The sequence below is a fragment of the Nostoc sp. genome (assembly GCF_036919675.1).
Classification (GTDB): domain Bacteria; phylum Cyanobacteriota; class Cyanobacteriia; order Cyanobacteriales; family Nostocaceae; genus Nostoc.
The window spans coordinates 1-17,667 of the sequence record NZ_JBALCP010000065.1; the positions used below are offsets into that span (position 1 = coordinate 1).

The following is a 17,667-nucleotide window of genomic DNA, read 5'->3' on the forward strand; positions in this document are numbered from 1 at the left end:
TTGGCTCTCCAAAATTTCACTGCTAATTCAAGTCCTAATCACAAAGAAAGCAAACTTTTTATTATATCATAAAAAACTTTTGCAAGAGTTCTTATGTAAAACTGCATAAAATCAACCTTGGTCAGACTTGGGGCTTAAGCCCCAAGTTTTGGATCAACCTCACAGGTAATCGGTATCAGTTAATATCAAATTATTGAATTTAGCTGAAAACTTGTCTACTTAAAAACTTAAAAACTAAATACCTGAGTATCCGCACTGCAAAATCTTAATTTCATCAGGGATTAGACTGACAACGACATCATCTGAGTTGAAAAAATGCAACTGCACGGGAGGCTACATCATATTAGCAACCCGCAGCGACAACTACTGATTAATCAATTCACAGTGAAGGTTTGGTGATCAAGGAATTGGGTGTGTCTGAAGTGAAAAGTCATGACGCTCGTCGCTGGGAATATTTGTTTTTCCCATCCCTGAAAGCAGCAAATGTCTACTTGAATGAATAGCCCGATAAAACCGGAATGATGGTGCGTCCCTCTAACCTGGAAGATATCTTTGTGGAATTAACGGGACGCCAGTTAGATTAACTTCATCCTCCTAACTGTCGCAGCATGGCTTCTACCCTGTTGACGCCATCTGAGTCATTGCGTCGCTTGTACAAGTCACGGGCTTTCTGAAGCAAGCTGTTCGCTTGTTTGGTTTGTCGTCGCTGTTTATACATTGAACCCATCAACTCATAAGTCTGGGCATTGTTTTTATCCAAGCCGATTGCTTGCTCGTATGCCCAGGTAGCTGCACCATAGTCTCCCATACGAGATTGCGTCACAGCCAATCCTAAATAGGCGTTAACATTGTTACGGTTCAGCTGTATGGCCCGACGATAGCCTTCCTTTGCCCCAGGCGTATCGCCCAAATTCGCTTTGATGTAACCCACAGCGTAGTAAAAATCACTATTGTTAGGGTTGATGGCGATCGCCCGACGATAAGCTGTTAATGCCGCCTGGTAATTTCCCTGTTGAGCGTACAAGTAGCCAATACCTGAATGAATTTTAGCATTCTTGGGATCTAGGCTAGCTGCTTGCTGATAAACAGCGATCGCACCACCATAATCGCCGGTATCCACTAACCTCCGTCCGTCTTCTAGTAGTTGCTTTAATTGGGGGTTTTTGCCTTGCGCCACTAATACCTGAGCCTGAGCCACTGAAGGTATGCTGAAGGCAAAACATCCTAGTAACACCACACTAAACACAAATGATGTTGGCTTGTACACAGTAAAATTCCTGAAATTTTAGAGGACTTTTTTTCTTGTACATTAAAACAAAAATATGGACTTTTGAAAACTGTATTTATTCGTATGAATTAAGATATTCATAGTTCATTCACTATAATCAGTGCTATATCACAGAGTTTTTACTGAAAGATGAAATGCGAAGTATAAATGCTGAAATGATGTTACTTTACATATAAATTCAGGACAACATCAAAATTACACTCTTTCTTATCAGTAGTTATACGTGTAAATTCTCAAAAGCCAATAGGTGATACGCCAATCCGATAAATTATTGAATATTAATTCCTATTGAGTATTTAACTTAACAACTTGCTAACTGTATATCCAATTTTTCCTTCTTTATACTACCTTTAGCGAAGCCGCACACCTTGCTTGCGAACAGTCGTTCTCCATCAATTGTCTACATCCTTTTTTGGTCATTACACGATAAGATAAATTCAAAAAGCAAAACGCTCCTTTAAATCTTGATTCATTTTTAGGACAATACTACAAGTGAAAGCGCAGTTGCAATGGCACTTCGTACCTGCTGAAAGCGATCGCAGTCTAAAATTGTGTGAGAGTATGTTTATCAAACCTATCTCAACGCAGGCTAATTATGAATGTGTAAATAAATTTACACTGATTAGAGGATTTTAATAATAAATATTAACCTATATGCTATCTGGGAGGCTAATTTATGATTATAACTACCACTGATGTGATTCAAGGAGCCGTTATTGAGTCATATTTAGGCATTGTGACAGCAGAAGTAGTTTACGGCAGCAATTTCTTGCGGGATTTTTTGGCTGGTATTCGAGATATTATTGGTGGACGCACTGGTAGCTATGAGCGTTTATTTGAGCAGGGTCAACGCAAGGCACTAGAAGAATTAGAACAACGAGCACAACGTTTAGGAGCAAATGCTGTGATTGGGATTGAAATTGATACTGGCACAATCAATATTGACCAGTCAGGAGTCCTATTGCTGATTACTGCCACAGGCACCGCAGTCAAGATGCGTTAATATTTTATTGGTTGTCTAATTATTTTTTTTCGTATCTTTTAATCAGGTTTACAAACTTTTGTATGAAGTTAAATTGCCTACAAAATAAAAGCTGGGTTACGATAGCAGCTAATAACTGTATTGTAAATTAAAATTTTTTATTTATTTTATATGGGGAATCTTTAAAAAACGATTAATTAATATATAAAAAATAAATCCGAAATTTTATTAAAATTTGTTAAGGAGGTCAGTCTGTTTTTTATCACTAAAGATAGATTTATTAAATATTTCTATTGATAGATATAAAAACAGATGATTTAGCTATTTAATCTTAAGCATAAACATGAATATACCTGAGCAGCAACTTTGCTGAAACAGCACTGGAGAACATAAGCTATGTCATACGTAAATCGGACAGGTGATGACACTATTCCTACTGGATCTGTGGTAGCAGGTCGAGTAAGTGAATATCATGATCTTGTTCGCTGGGGGCCGATTATTTCTGGATTGTTGGTTTCCTTAGCTACCCAATTAATTTTACTCGCTATAATTGGTGCAGTTGCGGCAGGCACAGTTGAAGGTTCAGGTGCACCCAGATCACTTGCCCCTAACGCTGCGGGTAATGCGGGGCTTGGGTCAACCATTGCTTTACTAATTTCCTTATTTACTGGTGGTTGGGTTACAGCCCGTGCTTGTGGACCGATGAACCGCAATACAGCTCTTCTTAACGGCGCAATTCTTTGGGCAACAACTTTGGCAGTTAGCTCGTGGCTGTTAGCAAGTGGAGTATCTGGTGCTTTTGGTGTTGCTGCTTCCAACGCTGGGGCAGTCATAAACCAGGTACAACAGCAAGGTGGTGTTAATGTACCACAAACAAACATAAGTGCCCAACAAGCTCGTGAAGCGGCAGGTAATTTACGTTCGGGATTGTGGTGGTTTGTGTTTGGTTCTTTGTTGGGTTTAATAGCCTCAATGATTGGAGCCGTAACTGGATCGCGTAGTCCTCGGGCTAACAATTACAATCCTTAAAGAATTGTTTGACAAACAAAATGTTATCAACTTTAAAAGCACCTTTTTCAAGGTGCTTTTTGTTTATTATTTAAGGCTGGCGTTTGTAGCGTCCAATTAATTCTGCCGTTGCTAAAACATGACTATCAATTGCTGCTAAAATTTGGCTTTTGTTAGCACCTGCTGCCAAACCTAACTTTTTATCTATGGCATAAAGTTTAAAAAAGTAGCGATGGATGCCACTGGGAGGACACGGACCACCGTAACCAAACTTGCCAAAATCGTTTTTGCCCTGTACTTCGCCATTGGGTAGAGTTTTTACAGCTGCTATATGTTCTGGTAATTGGCGAACTGTAGCTGGAATATCGTAAACAACCCAATGAATAAATAATATCCTGCTTCTAAGCAACAGAAATGTTTCTTAGAAGCGGGATATTTTGCTTGGCTATTTTTTCAAAGTCAATGAAACGAAAACTTCACTACTACAGTTCACCATTTCAGGTATGAAGCTTCAATTCCCTGCTCACGTCGAATTTTGCCATCTTTTTCAAACCAGGAAATTAGTTGCTGTGCTGTCAAATCTTCAATAGCAACGCCGTACTCTTGAGCGATATACTTCAAAAGCTTAAGTGATGAAATTGTCAATCTTGTTAAAAACTTTTCTGGGGAAGACAACAAAGCTGCGTCTACTTTTGCTGACTCTTCCAGGGTTAAAAATTGTGCTGATGGTTGCTGTGGTAATACGTCCATAAACGCTATCTCAAACTAAGTTGATTATTGATAATGGGTAGTTGCTATTTAGCTATTATCCATTACCGAAGCTAGATGTAAAAGCGAGTTTATTTATCAGAATTTAGCTGGCGAGCTTGTACCAAATAGCCACAACGATGTTCGCCGTTGATAATCCAGTGGGTGCGTTCTACGGTACAATCAGGTAAGACGGCAGCAAACATTTCTAATTCGTGACCACAGATGCTGGGGAAAGACTCGGCAACGTTGGAAATAGCGCAGTTATGCTCCATTAAGATAAAGCGATCGCTCTCAAAGCAGTCATTCACATCAACAGGGTGATACTCCGCCATGAAGCCTTCTGCTTTTCTGAACTCTACTAAGTTAGCTACACGTTCTCGTAGTGAACCGCTACCGACGCGATCGCGGTATTCTAATGCTTTGCGCTCCCACTGTTTCTGTAAAATCGATTTGAATTGGTCGTGTCCCATCGTTTCGGCTAAGGTGTCTAGCAGCGAAACCGCAAAATGACCGTGGCCATCACCAAAGCGATCGCTCATTGTTCGGTGCAAGCGATCGCGTCCTTGATGACTCAGTTGATAAACGTGCTGCGGACGCCCCATCCCTGCCGCCTGCACTGTCGTCGAATACAAAACTAGCTCGTCCGTCTCCAAATCTTTGAGATGCCGACGAACCGCTTGAGGGGTAACGTCTAAAACTTCAGCTAGCTCCAAAGCCGTTGCTTTTTCGTGTTTGTGCAGATACTCTAGGATATCTTGCTTGGTTGAGGACTGGTGGGTAGTCGCCATCTTCTGGTGCGAGACGTTCAGCTAACGTCCCAAAAATTTCTTGGAAAATTTGACTTTGACAACATTGTTGTTGTTAATTTAGCGTAAAATGAAGATACATTAAACAACATAGCTGTTGTTTTAGTCGTCCACAACTATTCTAGCAGCCGTGTAACCATTCCGTAACCTGATATGGGAATCGACTAAAGATAAAGTCTGTCTCCCATCTTAAAAGAGTTCTGAACACGAGAGATTATTACTGATGAGTGCCACTGTCAAAACCTTAGTCAACCAACCCTACAAGTACGGCTTTGTCACTGATATTGAAGCCGACACTATTCCGCGTGGACTAGACGAGGACGTTGTTCGCTTGATCTCCTCTAAGAAGAACGAGCCGCAGTTCATGCTGGACTTTCGCCTCCGGGCTTATCGCCAGTGGCAAAAAATGACGGAACCAACTTGGCCAAATGTCAAGTATCCGCCAATTAATTATCAGGATATCATTTACTACTCAGCGCCGAAACGCAAGAAAGAAAAACTAAACAGTTTGGATGAAGTTGATCCAACTCTTTTAGAAACCTTCGAGAAGTTAGGCATTTCCCTATCTGAACAGAAACGACTGGCAAATGTCGCCGTCGATGCAATTTTCGATAGCGTTTCTGTCGCCACTACATTTAAAGAAAAGCTAGCGGAAGACGGTGTTATTTTCTGCTCGTTTTCGGAAGCGTTGCAAGAACACCCAGAACTGATCAAAAAATATCTGGGTAGCGTTGTTCCTATCGCTGACAACTACTTTGCCGCCTTGAACGCCGCCGTATTTAGCGATGGTTCCTTTGTCTACATTCCTAAAGGCGTTAAATGCCCAATGGAACTGTCTACCTACTTCCGCATCAACTCTGGTGATACGGGACAATTTGAGCGGACTTTGATTGTCGCCGAAGAAGGTAGTTATGTTTCTTACCTCGAAGGTTGCACCGCACCGATGTATGACAGCAACCAGCTGCACGCCGCCGTTGTGGAACTCGTCGCCCTCGACAACGCCGAAATTAAATACTCCACCGTGCAAAACTGGTACGCTGGGGATGCTAACGGTAAAGGCGGTATTTACAACTTTGTCACCAAACGCGGTTTGTGTCAGGGCGTAAATTCCAAGATTTCCTGGACTCAAGTAGAAACAGGTTCGGCAATTACTTGGAAATATCCCAGCTGTGTGTTGGTGGGTGATAACTCTGTAGGTGAATTCTACTCGGTGGCGCTGACAAATCATATGCAGCAAGCCGATACTGGCAGTAAGATGATTCACGTAGGTAAGAATACTCGCAGTACAATTATTTCTAAAGGAATCTCTGCAGGTAAATCCAGCAATAGCTACCGGGGTTTGGTGAAAGTCAACCCGACGGCGATTGGAGCGAGAAATTATTCCCAGTGCGACTCGATGCTGATTGGGGATAATGCCCATGCGAACACTTTCCCCTACATTCAGGTGCAAAATAACGCTGCGAAGGTGGAGCATGAAGCTTCTACTTCCAAGATTGGGGAAGATCAGTTATTCTACTTCGCTCAACGGGGTATTTCCTCAGAAGATGCAATTTCGATGATGATTAGCGGCTTCTGTAAGGATGTTTTTAATCAGCTACCGATGGAGTTTGCTGTGGAAGCTGATAAGTTGTTGAGTTTGAAGTTAGAAGGCAGTGTTGGATAGGGTTTCTAGTCAGCACTTTAGTGCTGGAAAATCGCTACGAACTGAAAAGATTAACGCTTGTAGTCGGCGCTTTAACGATTTTATATAGCGCTAAAGCGCCGACTACGAACCAAAAAAGAAGAGAGACAACATGATTATTGAAAATAGTGAAATTGTGCTGTCAGTAAGGGATCTGACGGCTAATGTTGATGGGACACCGATTTTGAAAGGTGTGAATCTTGAGGTGCGATCGGGTGAAATTCATGCGATTATGGGGCCGAATGGTTCTGGGAAGAGTACCTTTTCTAAGGTGTTGGCTGGGCATCCAGCCTATGAGGTGACTGGCGGTGAGGTAATTTTTCAGGGGCAAAATCTCCTGGAATTGGAACCGGAAGAACGGGCCAGAAGTGGTGTGTTTTTAGCGTTTCAGTATCCGTTAGAAATTCCGGGTGTGAGCAATTTGGATTTCTTGCGGGTGGCGTACAATTCTCGTCGCAAGGCGCAAGGTTTAGAGGAAATAGACGCTTTTGATTTTGACGATTTGATTGAGGAAAAGCTGGATGTGGTGAAAATGAATCCCAGTTTTCTCAGTCGGAGTTTGAATGAAGGGTTTTCTGGTGGCGAGAAGAAGCGGAATGAAATTCTGCAAATGGCGCTACTGGAACCAAAGTTGGGAATTTTGGATGAGACTGATTCGGGTTTGGATATTGACGCGCTCAGAATTGTGGCCAATGGGGTAAATCAACTGGCAAGTCCAGAAAATGCCACAATTTTGATTACCCACTATCAGCGATTACTCGATTATATTGTGCCTGATTTTGTGCATGTGATGGCACAAGGGCAGATTATCACCAGTGGTGGTAAGGAACTGGCATTAAAATTGGAGTCTGGCGGTTATGATTGGGTGCTAGCAGAATTTGCAGCTGCTGAGGTGGGTGTGTAATGAGTATTCAAGTATCTCAAAATCAGGCTTCCAACACCTTGGTAAATGCAGATCCTTACCTGAGTGAGTTGTTAAATCAATTTCAGGGATTGATTTTCGAGGAAGTTCCTCAGCCGGAAACATTTGCTTGGTTACAACAAGTGTGCGATCGCGCTGCTAATTTCGTCCGTCACTCAACTATCCCCACTACCCGTGAGGAAGAATGGCGATTTACTGATCTGTCGTCTCTACGGCAAGTAAAATTCAATGTAGAGACACGAGGGTTTTGGTCTATAAAATTTGATATCACACAACTGACTTTACCAGAAGCTGTTGATAGTAGGTTGGTATTTGTCAACGGAGTTTTTTCGCCGGATCTGTCATCTGTTGCAGATTTGCCAGAAGGTATATGGGTGGAAGATTTAGCTGGATTTCCTTTAGAATATCGCTCTCGCCTACAGAATTATTATTCAGTCGAAGAAGAGGGTACGCAAGAAGTTTTCACTGCGTTGAATACGGCTGCTTTCACAAATGCATCTGTGGTATGGGTGGGAAAAAATGTTGTAGTAGAAACGCCAATTCATCTACTATTTCTGTCTATTCCTGGTAATTCACCGATACTATCACAACCTCGTTCTTTAGTAGTGGCTGAATCTGGTAGTAGTGTTACGCTCATTGAAGATTATCTGTATCAACCAACAAACATAGAAGATCCAGATCAAATAGAACTTGGGGAAGTAGTTCACTTTACTAACGCAGTTACAGAAATCTGGGTTGAGGAGAATGCCCAGGTTAACCATACTCGAATCCAACGTGATAGTGCAGAGGCTTTTCATATTGGTAAAACATCTGTCTCACAAGCTCGTGATAGTCGATATACTTGTCATGCCATAAATTTAGGTGCGAAGTTGTCGCGGCACAATTTAGAAATTTTGCAAACTGGTGAGCAGACAGAAACTACTCTCAATGGGTTGACGATGATTTCTGGTAAGCAGTTGTCTGATACTCATAGTGCGATCGCACTAAATTATCCTCACGGTACAACCGATCAATTGCATAAATGTATTGTAGGCGATCGCGCTCATGCGGTATTCAATGGTAAAGTTTTTGTACCCAAACCAGCACAGTTGACAAATGCAGCCCAGTTGAATCGCAATTTGCTGCTATCATCGAAAGCCAGGGTTGATACCAAACCCCAATTGGAAATTACTGCCGATAATGTCAAATGCGCTCACGGTGCTACCGTTAGCCAATTAGAAGATGACGAAATATTCTATCTGCAAAGTCGGGGAATTGATGAAAACGATGCTCGGAAGTTGTTAGTTAACGCCTTCGCTGCTGAAGTCATCAATAAAATACCGATTCCCTCTCTGCGAGAAACCCTTTTAAACATAGTTAATAATCTTAAGTCCATATCGCCTGACTCTTGAGAAAATTTTAGATTTTAAATTTTGGATTGAAGATTCAAAATCCAAAATTCTGTGGAGTTAATCTAAAATCTAAAATTGTTCGACTGAGCGACTTGTACTGAGCGAAGTCGAAGTAAGTCGAAGTAAGTCGAAGTAAGCCGAAGTCCCAAATCCCAAATTGTTTGATTAATCTACCAATGACTTTCACTCCTACCAAAACCCTTGCTGATCAAGTTCGTGCTGACTTCCCGATTTTGCATCAGGAAGTTAACCAGAAACCTTTAGTTTATCTCGATAATGCTGCGACATCGCAAAAGCCTTTGTTTGTATTAAATACCCTGCGGGATTATTACGAGCAATATAATGCTAACGTGCATCGAGGTGCCCATTCCCTGAGTGCTAAAGCTACCGATGCTTATGAAGGGGCGCGAGACAAAGTTGCTAAATTCATTAATGCTGCATCACGTCAGGAAATCGTTTATACCCGCAATGCAAGTGAGGCGATTAACCTAGTAGCCTACAGCTGGGGAATGAACAATTTGCAGCCGGGAGATGAGATTATTCTCTCGGTGATGGAACACCACAGTAATATTGTGCCTTGGCAATTGGTGGCGCAAAAAACGGGTGCAGTCCTGAAATTTGTGGAACTGACACCAGAAGAAACGTTTGATTTGGAACAGTTTAAAAAGCTGATTTCCGAGAAAACCAAATTGGTGTCGGTGGTGCATATTTCCAATGCTTTGGGTTGTATTAACCCAGTAGAAGAAATTGGTGCGATCGCTCACAAATCTGGTGCTAAATTCTTAGTTGATGCTTGCCAAAGTGTCCCCCACTTCCCCGTTGATGTGCAGCAGATAGATTGTGATTGGTTGGTAGCATCCGGTCATAAAATGTGCGCCCCAACTGGGATAGGATTTCTGTATGGGAAATTGGAATTGCTAGAATCAATGCCACCATTTTTTGGTGGTGGTGAGATGATTGCAGAGGTATATTTAGACCATTCCACCTATGCAGAATTACCGCATAAATTTGAAGCCGGTACACCTGCAATTGGGGAAGCGATCGCACTTGGGGCTGCGATAGATTATCTTAGCAGTATCGGCATGGATAAAATCCACGCCTACGAAGCAGAATTAACAGCTTATTTGTTCCAACAATTAGAGCAATTTCCCCAAATTAGAATTTATGGCCCTAAACCAAATGCTAAAGGTGAAGGTAGGGCTGCACTTGCGTCATTCACTGCCGGGGAAGTCCACGCTAACGACTTATCTACATTATTAGATCAAGAAGGCGTTGCCATTCGTTCTGGACACCACTGCACTCAACCATTACACCGTTATTTAGGTCTTGCTGCAACCGCACGAGCAAGTCTATCTTTCTACAATACCCGCGAGGAAATTGATATTTTCATCAAAGCACTGAAGGAAACTCTGGACTTTTTTGCAGGTTTCCTTGCTTAAAGTTACAAAATATTCAGACACTGATTGTGCCAAATATCAGCAACATATCTTGCTAATAGTTGGCACAATTTAATTATCTTAATTCTTTACAGGAGCAACTAAAGTGTCATCCAGTGACTTTACTTTAGACAGAGTTAGGAAAACCTTTGGTTTAACTATTTCTGATAAAATTTATATATTTGCATCTGTACATGAAGTAGAGTGTCCACCATTACTTGCAGAAGTATTGCTGGAAAATGTACCTTTAGCTCTTGCTAGTAATACTTAAAAATCCCGTTTAGAGATGATTATTGCGCCTATTTTAATTACTGTAAGGAAATATTTAAATAATCAAATAAATTTATTTTCTGGTATTGATTTTACTGTTGATTCAGCACAAGGACTAAATGGAAATTGCGATTTTATTATTAGCCGTTCACCATAATTACTAATTCTTAACGCACCAGTGGTGACAATTGTAAAAGCTAAAAAATAAAATATTAATGCAGAATTATGTCAGTGTGTCGCAGAGATGTTAGAAACTAAATTGTTTAATGAACGTGAGGGCAATAACATTCAGACAATTTATGGTACTGTCACCACGGGAACTAACTGGAAGTTTTTGAAGCTCATTGGGCAAGTAGTTGAAATTGACTTGAGTGAGTATTATATTAATGACATAGGTAAAATTATCGGGATTTTATCTAACATCCTGACGGAAAAAGTATTGTAATATGCTTATCAAGTCAACTCTTGCGGAACAGAGAACAGTCCTTTATAACGTTAGCTGGGAAACCTTTGAAGCCTTGCTGAGAGATACAGGTGAGGATAGAGGTTCTCGCTTTGCTTATGACTGCGGTGTTTTAGAAATTATGACCCCACTTTTTGAACATGAAAACCCCAAAATTCAGTTTGACCGATTGATATTCGTTTTAGCAGTAGAATTAAAAATTAAAATTAGAAGTGCTGGTTCTACAACATTAAAACGTCAACCAATAACAAAGGGAATAGAACCTGATACTTGCTATTATATTCAAAATGAGCCAGCAATTAGAGGTAAACAAGAATTAGATTTAAGAATAGACCCAGCACCAGATTTAGCAGTTGAAATTGATATTACTAGCAGTTCTGTTAATAAGTTTAATATTTATGCTGCTTTAGGTGTAGCAGAATTATGGAGATATGACGGTAAAGTTTTAAAATTTTATCAACTAGTAGAAAGCGAGTATATTGAGATTAACTTGAGTATAGCTTTTTCTTTAATCTCTGTTACTGATATGAATAGATTTATCCAGCAAAGTAAAATTATGGATGAAATTGATTTGGTGCAATCCTTCCGCGCTTGGGTGCAAGGGAAGATAGGGTAAAGTGTACCTCATTGATAAATTAGGGATTTTATCTACTATTGTAACGGAAGAAGTATTTTAATATGCTTGTCAAGTCAACGCCTGCTGAACAAAGAATAGTGCTACATAACGTTAGCTGGGAAACCTTTGAAGCCTTGCTGAGAGATACAGGTGAAGATAGAGGTTCTCGGTTTGCTTATGACTGCGGTGTTTTAGAAATTATGACCCCACTTTTTGAACACGAAAATCCTAAAATTCAGTTTGACCGATTTATTCTAGTCTTGGCTGAAGAATTAGGAATTGAAATTATAAGTGCTGGTTCAACAACATTGAAACGAAGAATTGCAAAGCAGGGAATAGAACCAGATACTTGTTATTATATCCAGAACGAATCCGCTATTAGAGGTAAGGGAAAGCTAAATTTAGAAACAGATCCGCCGCCTGACTTAGCAATTGAGATTGACATTACCAGCAGTTCAGTTAACAAATTGGGGATTTATTCAGTGTTGGGTGTAACTGAACTTTGGAGATATGATGGGCAAAATTTAAAATTTTATCAGTTGGTAGAGGGGCAATATGTCGAGTGTAAGTTTAGTATTGCCTTTCCTATAGTTTCAGTGAATGAGATAAGCAGATTTATTGAGCAGAGTAAAAGTATGGGTGAAATTGCTTTGCTGAAATCATTTCGGACTTGGGTGAGGGGAAAGATAGGATAATAGGGTCGGCAATGCAACATTTTTTAGAAATAATTTAGTGTATCTTGTCCACAACTGAATCAGCCAAACTTGATACTTTACTTTCTTGGGAATCAGATAAGTCATTTAGAATCTAAAAATAAGACTATAGCAGTCCATTCGTGAAAAGTTAGATCCCCGACTTCTTTGAGAAGTCGGAGAGCTGTGGCTTGCAATTCTCACAAATAAAATAGGATTGCTATAGCATGTACTGAAGAAGCAAATTAAGTAAATATTCTAATTACATTTAGATGGTAATTAAACTATAGTAATTATTTTACTTTTAATACAGCTAGGTGAAACCAAGCTCATATCCCAAGTTTTGAGGATTGCTCAAGGATTATTTTTATGAATTTATTTGGAATCGGCTTTGTGGCAGTATTAGTCATTATTACTGTAGGAATAATAGATAGTATTCTTAAGAATAAAAAAATTAAAAATCAAGAATTACTTCCTATCCTTGAATTTTTATATAAAAACCCTAATGAAAAATCCAAACATAAAGATTATTTTGATAAAATCAAATTAATAGATCAACAGGTGAAAAAAAATAGTACACCCATTTACTCCCCTGGTGAGTTTGTTTTTAATTTACTGGTTCAACATTCATGCAAGTATCCTACCGATACATTTGGATATGAAAGATTTATTAAAATATTAGATATATCTACCCAGATAAGTTTTCCTGCTTTTACATATCTAATTGAACAGATAGTAAAATTAAAAAATAATCATGTATTATATGAAATTTTATTTAAAAGTATAGTTGTATCTAAGTTCTTGCCAGACTTTATTTTTGAAATACTTATTAGTTATCTAGAAAAAAATCCAACTGACCCTTCAGCTCATTCAATATTCATTACAGGCATAGATAAAATTTTAGTTCCGAGAAATAACATTCATCAAATAGCTTATAACAAAACACTAGAAATTTTAGAAATTCATCCATAAGATATTAATGCAAAAAAATTTGTTTTAAATGTTGGTAGATGGCATTTTGGAAAATTAAGAGTTGGTAACCCAACAATTTATGATGAACAAGCAATTCAAAATGATATTGCTGTGCGCTCAAGTAGGTAGTTCAGTTGATTAATTGCAGTAGTTTGTTTAGATATATTGAGAACAAAATAAGTTATTAGTAATGGCGTGATCAAAATGATCGCTCCCCACATAATCAACTCAAAGAATCTGGATCTATCCCCAACCTTCGCAATTCTTGTGCCAATCTGTCGGCGCGTTGTTCGGCAGCAATAGCCCGTTCTTCTGGTGTTAGATATCTGATTCCTTCTTTGTCATACCAATACAACCAATCCCGCGTGATTCCCTGATAGGTTCCCCGTTCATAACCAATTGCTAAACCTATCTCTGATAACCAAATTATATTTCCTGGCTGTAATACATATTCCCCATTGACAAAGTGATAAACTTCTAAAGGGGGTTTTCTCCGGCGTTGGGGATTGTAGACAATATAATATAAAATCTCCATCTCAGCATAAAGTTTCTTTTTGCTGGTGTATTCCCCACGTCGTCTGTGAAAAACAATTTCTAATGCCATAATTTGGCATCACCTTTTCTTACCACAAAACATAACTTAAACGCAAGTTCTCATCAAAAACTCGCTCGACTCCTAAACTTAAAAACCCATCGGGCACAATCGGCGGTAGTTCAGGATCGTAATATATCCCCATATCAACTCCAAAAAACCAATCCATACGGCTTGTCCATAACCAAGCAAGGATGGCTTTGAGTAAACCGGGAATTAAATCTTGTAATTCATTGTCCACAGGTATATAGTCCGAGTCGGGCAGATCCTCGGCGGAGGGTAAGCAGTGCAATGGGTTGTAATTTAACATGGTGAGTGCGTAGGTGTAGCCCGTCGTAGATATCGCAAACTTATAATATTGATGATATCTATCCACCTCTGACTTTTTCTTGCGATAATTCCCAAGGGGGACGCGCTCTCCACTGGTAAGTTAAAGGGGGATAGATGACACTCAAGCGATTGGTTTTAATTTTTGTGCTGACGCCGATAGCAGTTCTGTTGGCAGTTTCGGCTTTATTCGGTAGTTGGCAAGAACCTCAGTTCCAAAGTCGCCTGGAACTGTACCAAACCAATATTGCTCTCCAAGCCCAAGCTTGGCAATCAGAAGATAGTAACGATGACAATCTCCAGGCGATTCGGGAAGCGATACTTGGTGAGCAACCCCTGGAAAGCGCCACAAACCAGTATGAGGAGGCGCGTCAATCAGTTCAAGCTAATTTGGACAAAGTTAATAACAAACTTGCACAATTACGCTCTCAACCTGAAATAACTCCCATACCTCCGAAACCTCTACCTGACGTTCCTCCCACTACTCAAACCTCTAAACAGGGACAGCAACAGTTACAGCAGTCCCTCAAGCAATTACAAAAATTACTGGCTGAATTAGACCTGCGCCTGGGAATTTTACAAGCACAGCAAGGACAGACGGATAAAGCCCTCAAAACTTGGAGCAAATTAGAACAACGCTCAAATATCAATCCAGAATTTGGGGAAACCGCCGCTGTATTGAGTGGACTGTGGAGCAATCCTTCCCGTCTCCTCCCAAATGCTCAACAACCAATTCAAAAGAATTTAGAAGGTTGGTTTCGCTCTACTGCTTTGGTTCAGCTATACCAACTCCAGCAACGACAAGACGCTTTATCAGCAGTTAAAGCTGCACAACAAGAATCTGCGGCTCAAGCAGTGGTGAAATTAGCGGTTATTGGCACTATTCCCACCTTGGCAGCTTTAATTGGTCTAATACTGCTGATTTTATTATTTGCTCAACGCTTGTTGAAAGGAAAAGCCTCGTTACTAGCTCAAAATGCTGATGTCCTTTGGTCAACACCTTGGGATGGTGAAACGGTTTTGCAGGTTTTTGTCATCGGCTTTTTCTTCATGGGGCAAATTTTTGTACCTTTAGTGCTATCGCTGCTCCCTATCCCGCGTCCCATCACTGATGTGCGACTTCAGGCTTTTTCTGTTTTAATTAGTTACTTACTGGTAGCATCAGGTGCGCTGTTAGTGCTGTATTTCTCTCTCAAGCGCTTTTTTCCACTACCAGAATTTTGGTTTCGCTTCCGTTTTCAAGATAACTGGTTTTTGTGGGGACTGGGAGGCTATTGCGCGGCTTTACCTATAGTTGTGGTCGTATCTTTGATCAATCAACAGCTATGGCAAGGACAGGGTGGTAGTAATCCCCTGCTGCAACTAGCGTTGGAAAGCCGAGATGGTGTAGCACTTGGTATATTTTTTTTCACAGCAGCGATCGCAGCTCCATTTTTTGAAGAAATCCTATTTCGCGGCTTTTTGTTACCCTCTCTAACTCGTTACTTACCCGTGTGGGGATCGATTCTGATCAGTAGTTTGTTGTTTGCGATCGCTCACCTCAGCTTGTCGGAAATTCTGCCACTGACCGCATTGGGAATTGTGTTGGGGGTAGTCTACACGCGATCGCGCAACCTCTTCGCTCCTATGCTCCTCCACAGCCTCTGGAATAGTGGTACATTATTAAGTTTATTTGTTTTAGGTAGTAATTAATACTATTTTGTTACTGTTGTTTAAAACAAAAATATCTGCTTTTATCTCCATAGGTAAGAACAATTTACTAGTGATAATTGGTTATAAGCATAAATACTAGCTGAAAATCCAATTAAGATAATGGCAAAAGCAAATCACAGAATGCTGTTAACATAGACAACAAATTATCTAGTTAAGCATTTATTTTCATCCGGGTGATTTTTAGCCAATAACTGGTCTAGTTATTGGTGCGATTGTGTTTCACGCCCACTGGAAGCGATGTCTACGACGGGCTACGCCTACGGAAAAAAATCCGGAAATAATACTGATGGACTTGTAAGAAGTGGTGTAGCAGTTTTTGCTGATTCTTGAGGTTCATTCTTCTCAAGATCAATGTTTTACCTGAAAATCTGCAAAACTGCCGCACCAGGGTTTGTGATCATCAAATCCACCAAAAGTTATTAAGGAGCGCCAGATTTTCAGGCTATGCCGCAAGACGTTTTAGCGTCTCCTCTGGAATAGAAGCACGCTGATTTTGGTTATTTGTCTTGAGGCTTACTTATACTGAAAAAATTAAAAATTTATTTATTCAGCAAATACAGTTACTTGCTTTCATTACAATAAAGACTTTATTTTTATACCTGACTTATCAAGGAGTAGCACTCATATGGCAAATATCAACCCCAGTCACCCTACCAAACAACTTCTAGCTGGTTACTGTGGCATTATTCTTGGAGCATTTGGGGTTCATAAATTTATTCTAGGATACGCTCCACAAGGCTTTATCATGTTGGTGATTTCAGTAGTCGGGGGTTCTTTCAGCTACGGTGTTGCCTTTTTAATTATGTTACTTGTAGGTTTAATTGAAGGCATGATCTATTTGAATAAGTCTCCTGAAGAATTTGTAAATACCTACTTTGTGAATAAGCAGGGCTGGTTCTAAAAACTTATATTTCACACTTGGGTTACTCTGTAAAGTTATATATTTTGAGTGAATATTTGAAAAAAATTGTTATTTCTTACATTTACAATTCTGTCTACCGTAACACTAAAGTGCTTATTTATATTCTGGATTAGCTAAAATTTGACAATTTATTACTATGAGATATCCCGAAATATAAGTAACAATAAATACACTTAAATTATGGTTGTCATTTATGGTTGAGAAGTGGCATCTGCACTATCTTGTTAGGAGCCTTAGGTATTCATATCATGTCCACCTAATCACTTACGATATGTCATTGCGAGTGTAACGAAGTGGAACGAACGCGAGTCCGTCTTGTAGAGTTGCAATTCGCTTGCGGTTCGGAGATTGCAACTCTACAAGACGCTACCGCGAACACTTCATACCCTACCGGAAGGCTGCGCCAATGCAATGACAACTAATTAGTCGGACATTACATCACGACCTACTATATTCTCCGTTTGTATAACCTATTACAGACTAGAGAAATGTATCTTTATTTTATTAACTCTCCCTTGGGTAAACTTCTTTCTTGAGTAACTATTAATTAAAGTTATTGTGTATTCTGTACAGATTTATAGGTATAAATAGATATTTTGGCTAAAAAATTCCGAATCCTACTGCTATGCTAACTGTCAAACGTAAACAGCTGATCTGGATACTCTTCTTTTTGTTGGGCTTTGGCTATTTCAGCGCCATGTCTAATTTGGAAATTCACAATTTTTGGAAAAGCCTGATTGTCCTCATGCCAATGCAGATGGTAGCTATTATCTATGTGACTTATCTCCGCTGGAGCCGTTATTGACCCTCAGCGAGATACGAGAAATTAATAAATT

General features: G+C 39.9%; 17 protein-coding genes and 3 pseudogenes. 15 read left to right on the forward strand and 5 right to left on the reverse strand.

Annotated elements, in window-relative coordinates; all coding sequences use genetic code 11:
• Positions 1-374: 374 nt before the first annotated feature.
• Positions 375-584, forward strand: a pseudogene (locus tag V7K49_RS13985) (ABC transporter ATP-binding protein); the annotation flags it as partial.
• Positions 585-586: 2 nt separating this feature from the next.
• On the opposite strand, the gene V7K49_RS13990 reads toward V7K49_RS13985, so the two are convergent.
• Entirely contained in the window at positions 587-1,267 is a 681-nt protein-coding gene (locus V7K49_RS13990; protein ID WP_334970899.1) for a tetratricopeptide repeat protein, read from the reverse strand.
• 697 nt (positions 1,268-1,964) lie between these two features.
• Between V7K49_RS13990 and V7K49_RS13995 the strand changes: the two genes are divergently transcribed.
• Together V7K49_RS13995 and V7K49_RS14000 are read left to right on the forward strand one after the other, a co-directional pair.
• Positions 1,965-2,291, forward strand: coding sequence for a YbjQ family protein (locus tag V7K49_RS13995; RefSeq protein WP_109009512.1), 327 nt, complete (start codon positions 1,965-1,967; stop codon positions 2,289-2,291).
• A gap of 375 nt (positions 2,292-2,666) precedes the next feature.
• The gene (locus tag V7K49_RS14000; RefSeq protein ID WP_334871782.1) at positions 2,667-3,299 is read left to right on the forward strand and encodes a hypothetical protein; all 633 of its coding nucleotides are present in this window, start codon (positions 2,667-2,669) and stop codon (positions 3,297-3,299) included.
• Between the two features lie 70 nt (positions 3,300-3,369).
• Here V7K49_RS14000 and V7K49_RS14005 read toward each other — a convergent pair.
• The 3 genes and pseudogenes from V7K49_RS14005 to sufR all read right to left on the reverse strand — a co-directional run.
• A pseudogene (locus V7K49_RS14005) lies at positions 3,370-3,666 on the reverse strand (YbhB/YbcL family Raf kinase inhibitor-like protein); the annotation flags it as partial.
• A 101-nt stretch (positions 3,667-3,767) separates the two neighbouring features.
• Entirely contained in the window at positions 3,768-4,028 is a 261-nt protein-coding gene (locus V7K49_RS14010) for a hypothetical protein (protein WP_334724529.1), read from the reverse strand.
• A gap of 89 nt (positions 4,029-4,117) precedes the next feature.
• On the reverse strand, positions 4,118-4,816 hold the full coding sequence (sufR, locus tag V7K49_RS14015) for an iron-sulfur cluster biosynthesis transcriptional regulator SufR (protein WP_335206059.1): 699 nt from the start codon (positions 4,814-4,816) through the stop codon (positions 4,118-4,120).
• 241 nt (positions 4,817-5,057) lie between these two features.
• On the opposite strand from sufR, the gene sufB reads away from it, so the two are divergent.
• The 9 genes from sufB to V7K49_RS14060 all read left to right on the forward strand — a co-directional run bounded on the left by sufB (position 5,058) and on the right by V7K49_RS14060 (position 13,277).
• Positions 5,058-6,497, forward strand: a complete 1,440-nt coding sequence (gene sufB / locus V7K49_RS14020; protein WP_334724531.1) for a Fe-S cluster assembly protein SufB — start codon at positions 5,058-5,060, stop codon at positions 6,495-6,497.
• Between the two features lie 130 nt (positions 6,498-6,627).
• The gene (sufC, locus tag V7K49_RS14025) at positions 6,628-7,419 is read left to right on the forward strand and encodes a Fe-S cluster assembly ATPase SufC (protein ID WP_273768239.1); all 792 of its coding nucleotides are present in this window, start codon (positions 6,628-6,630) and stop codon (positions 7,417-7,419) included.
• Positions 7,419-8,828 carry a Fe-S cluster assembly protein SufD gene (gene sufD / locus V7K49_RS14030; RefSeq protein WP_335206061.1) on the forward strand — a complete coding sequence of 470 codons (1,410 nt, stop codon included), beginning with the start codon at positions 7,419-7,421 and terminating at the stop codon, positions 8,826-8,828. The genes sufC and sufD overlap by 1 nt, the downstream gene beginning before the upstream one ends.
• 176 nt (positions 8,829-9,004) lie before the next feature.
• Complete coding sequence (locus tag V7K49_RS14035) at positions 9,005-10,267, forward strand: cysteine desulfurase (protein WP_335206063.1); 1,263 nt, start codon at positions 9,005-9,007, stop codon at positions 10,265-10,267.
• Between the two features lie 103 nt (positions 10,268-10,370).
• Positions 10,371-10,535, forward strand: a complete 165-nt coding sequence (locus tag V7K49_RS14040) for a hypothetical protein (protein WP_335206064.1) — start codon at positions 10,371-10,373, stop codon at positions 10,533-10,535.
• A gap of 243 nt (positions 10,536-10,778) precedes the next feature.
• A complete protein-coding gene (locus tag V7K49_RS14045) occupies positions 10,779-10,979 on the forward strand; it encodes a hypothetical protein (protein WP_335206066.1) in 201 nt (66 codons plus the stop codon).
• Position 10,980: 1 nt separating this feature from the next.
• Complete coding sequence (locus tag V7K49_RS14050; RefSeq protein ID WP_335206068.1) at positions 10,981-11,613, forward strand: Uma2 family endonuclease; 633 nt, start codon at positions 10,981-10,983, stop codon at positions 11,611-11,613.
• A gap of 62 nt (positions 11,614-11,675) precedes the next feature.
• Entirely contained in the window at positions 11,676-12,308 is a 633-nt protein-coding gene (locus V7K49_RS14055; RefSeq protein ID WP_335206070.1) for a Uma2 family endonuclease, read from the forward strand.
• Positions 12,309-12,674: 366 nt separating this feature from the next.
• Entirely contained in the window at positions 12,675-13,277 is a 603-nt protein-coding gene (locus V7K49_RS14060; RefSeq protein WP_335206072.1) for a hypothetical protein, read from the forward strand.
• 223 nt (positions 13,278-13,500) lie between these two features.
• On the opposite strand, the pseudogene V7K49_RS14065 reads toward V7K49_RS14060, so the two are convergent.
• A pseudogene (locus V7K49_RS14065) lies at positions 13,501-14,179 on the reverse strand (Uma2 family endonuclease).
• A gap of 134 nt (positions 14,180-14,313) precedes the next feature.
• Here V7K49_RS14065 and V7K49_RS14070 point away from each other — a divergent pair.
• From V7K49_RS14070 to V7K49_RS14080, 3 genes are all read left to right on the forward strand, one after another.
• Entirely contained in the window at positions 14,314-15,888 is a 1,575-nt protein-coding gene (locus V7K49_RS14070; protein WP_335206074.1) for a CPBP family intramembrane glutamic endopeptidase, read from the forward strand.
• 646 nt (positions 15,889-16,534) lie between these two features.
• Complete coding sequence (locus V7K49_RS14075) at positions 16,535-16,810, forward strand: TM2 domain-containing protein (RefSeq protein ID WP_273768245.1); 276 nt, start codon at positions 16,535-16,537, stop codon at positions 16,808-16,810.
• Positions 16,811-17,456: 646 nt separating this feature from the next.
• Positions 17,457-17,636, forward strand: a complete 180-nt coding sequence (locus V7K49_RS14080) for a hypothetical protein (RefSeq protein WP_335068845.1) — start codon at positions 17,457-17,459, stop codon at positions 17,634-17,636.
• The last annotated feature ends 31 nt before the right edge of the window (positions 17,637-17,667 follow it).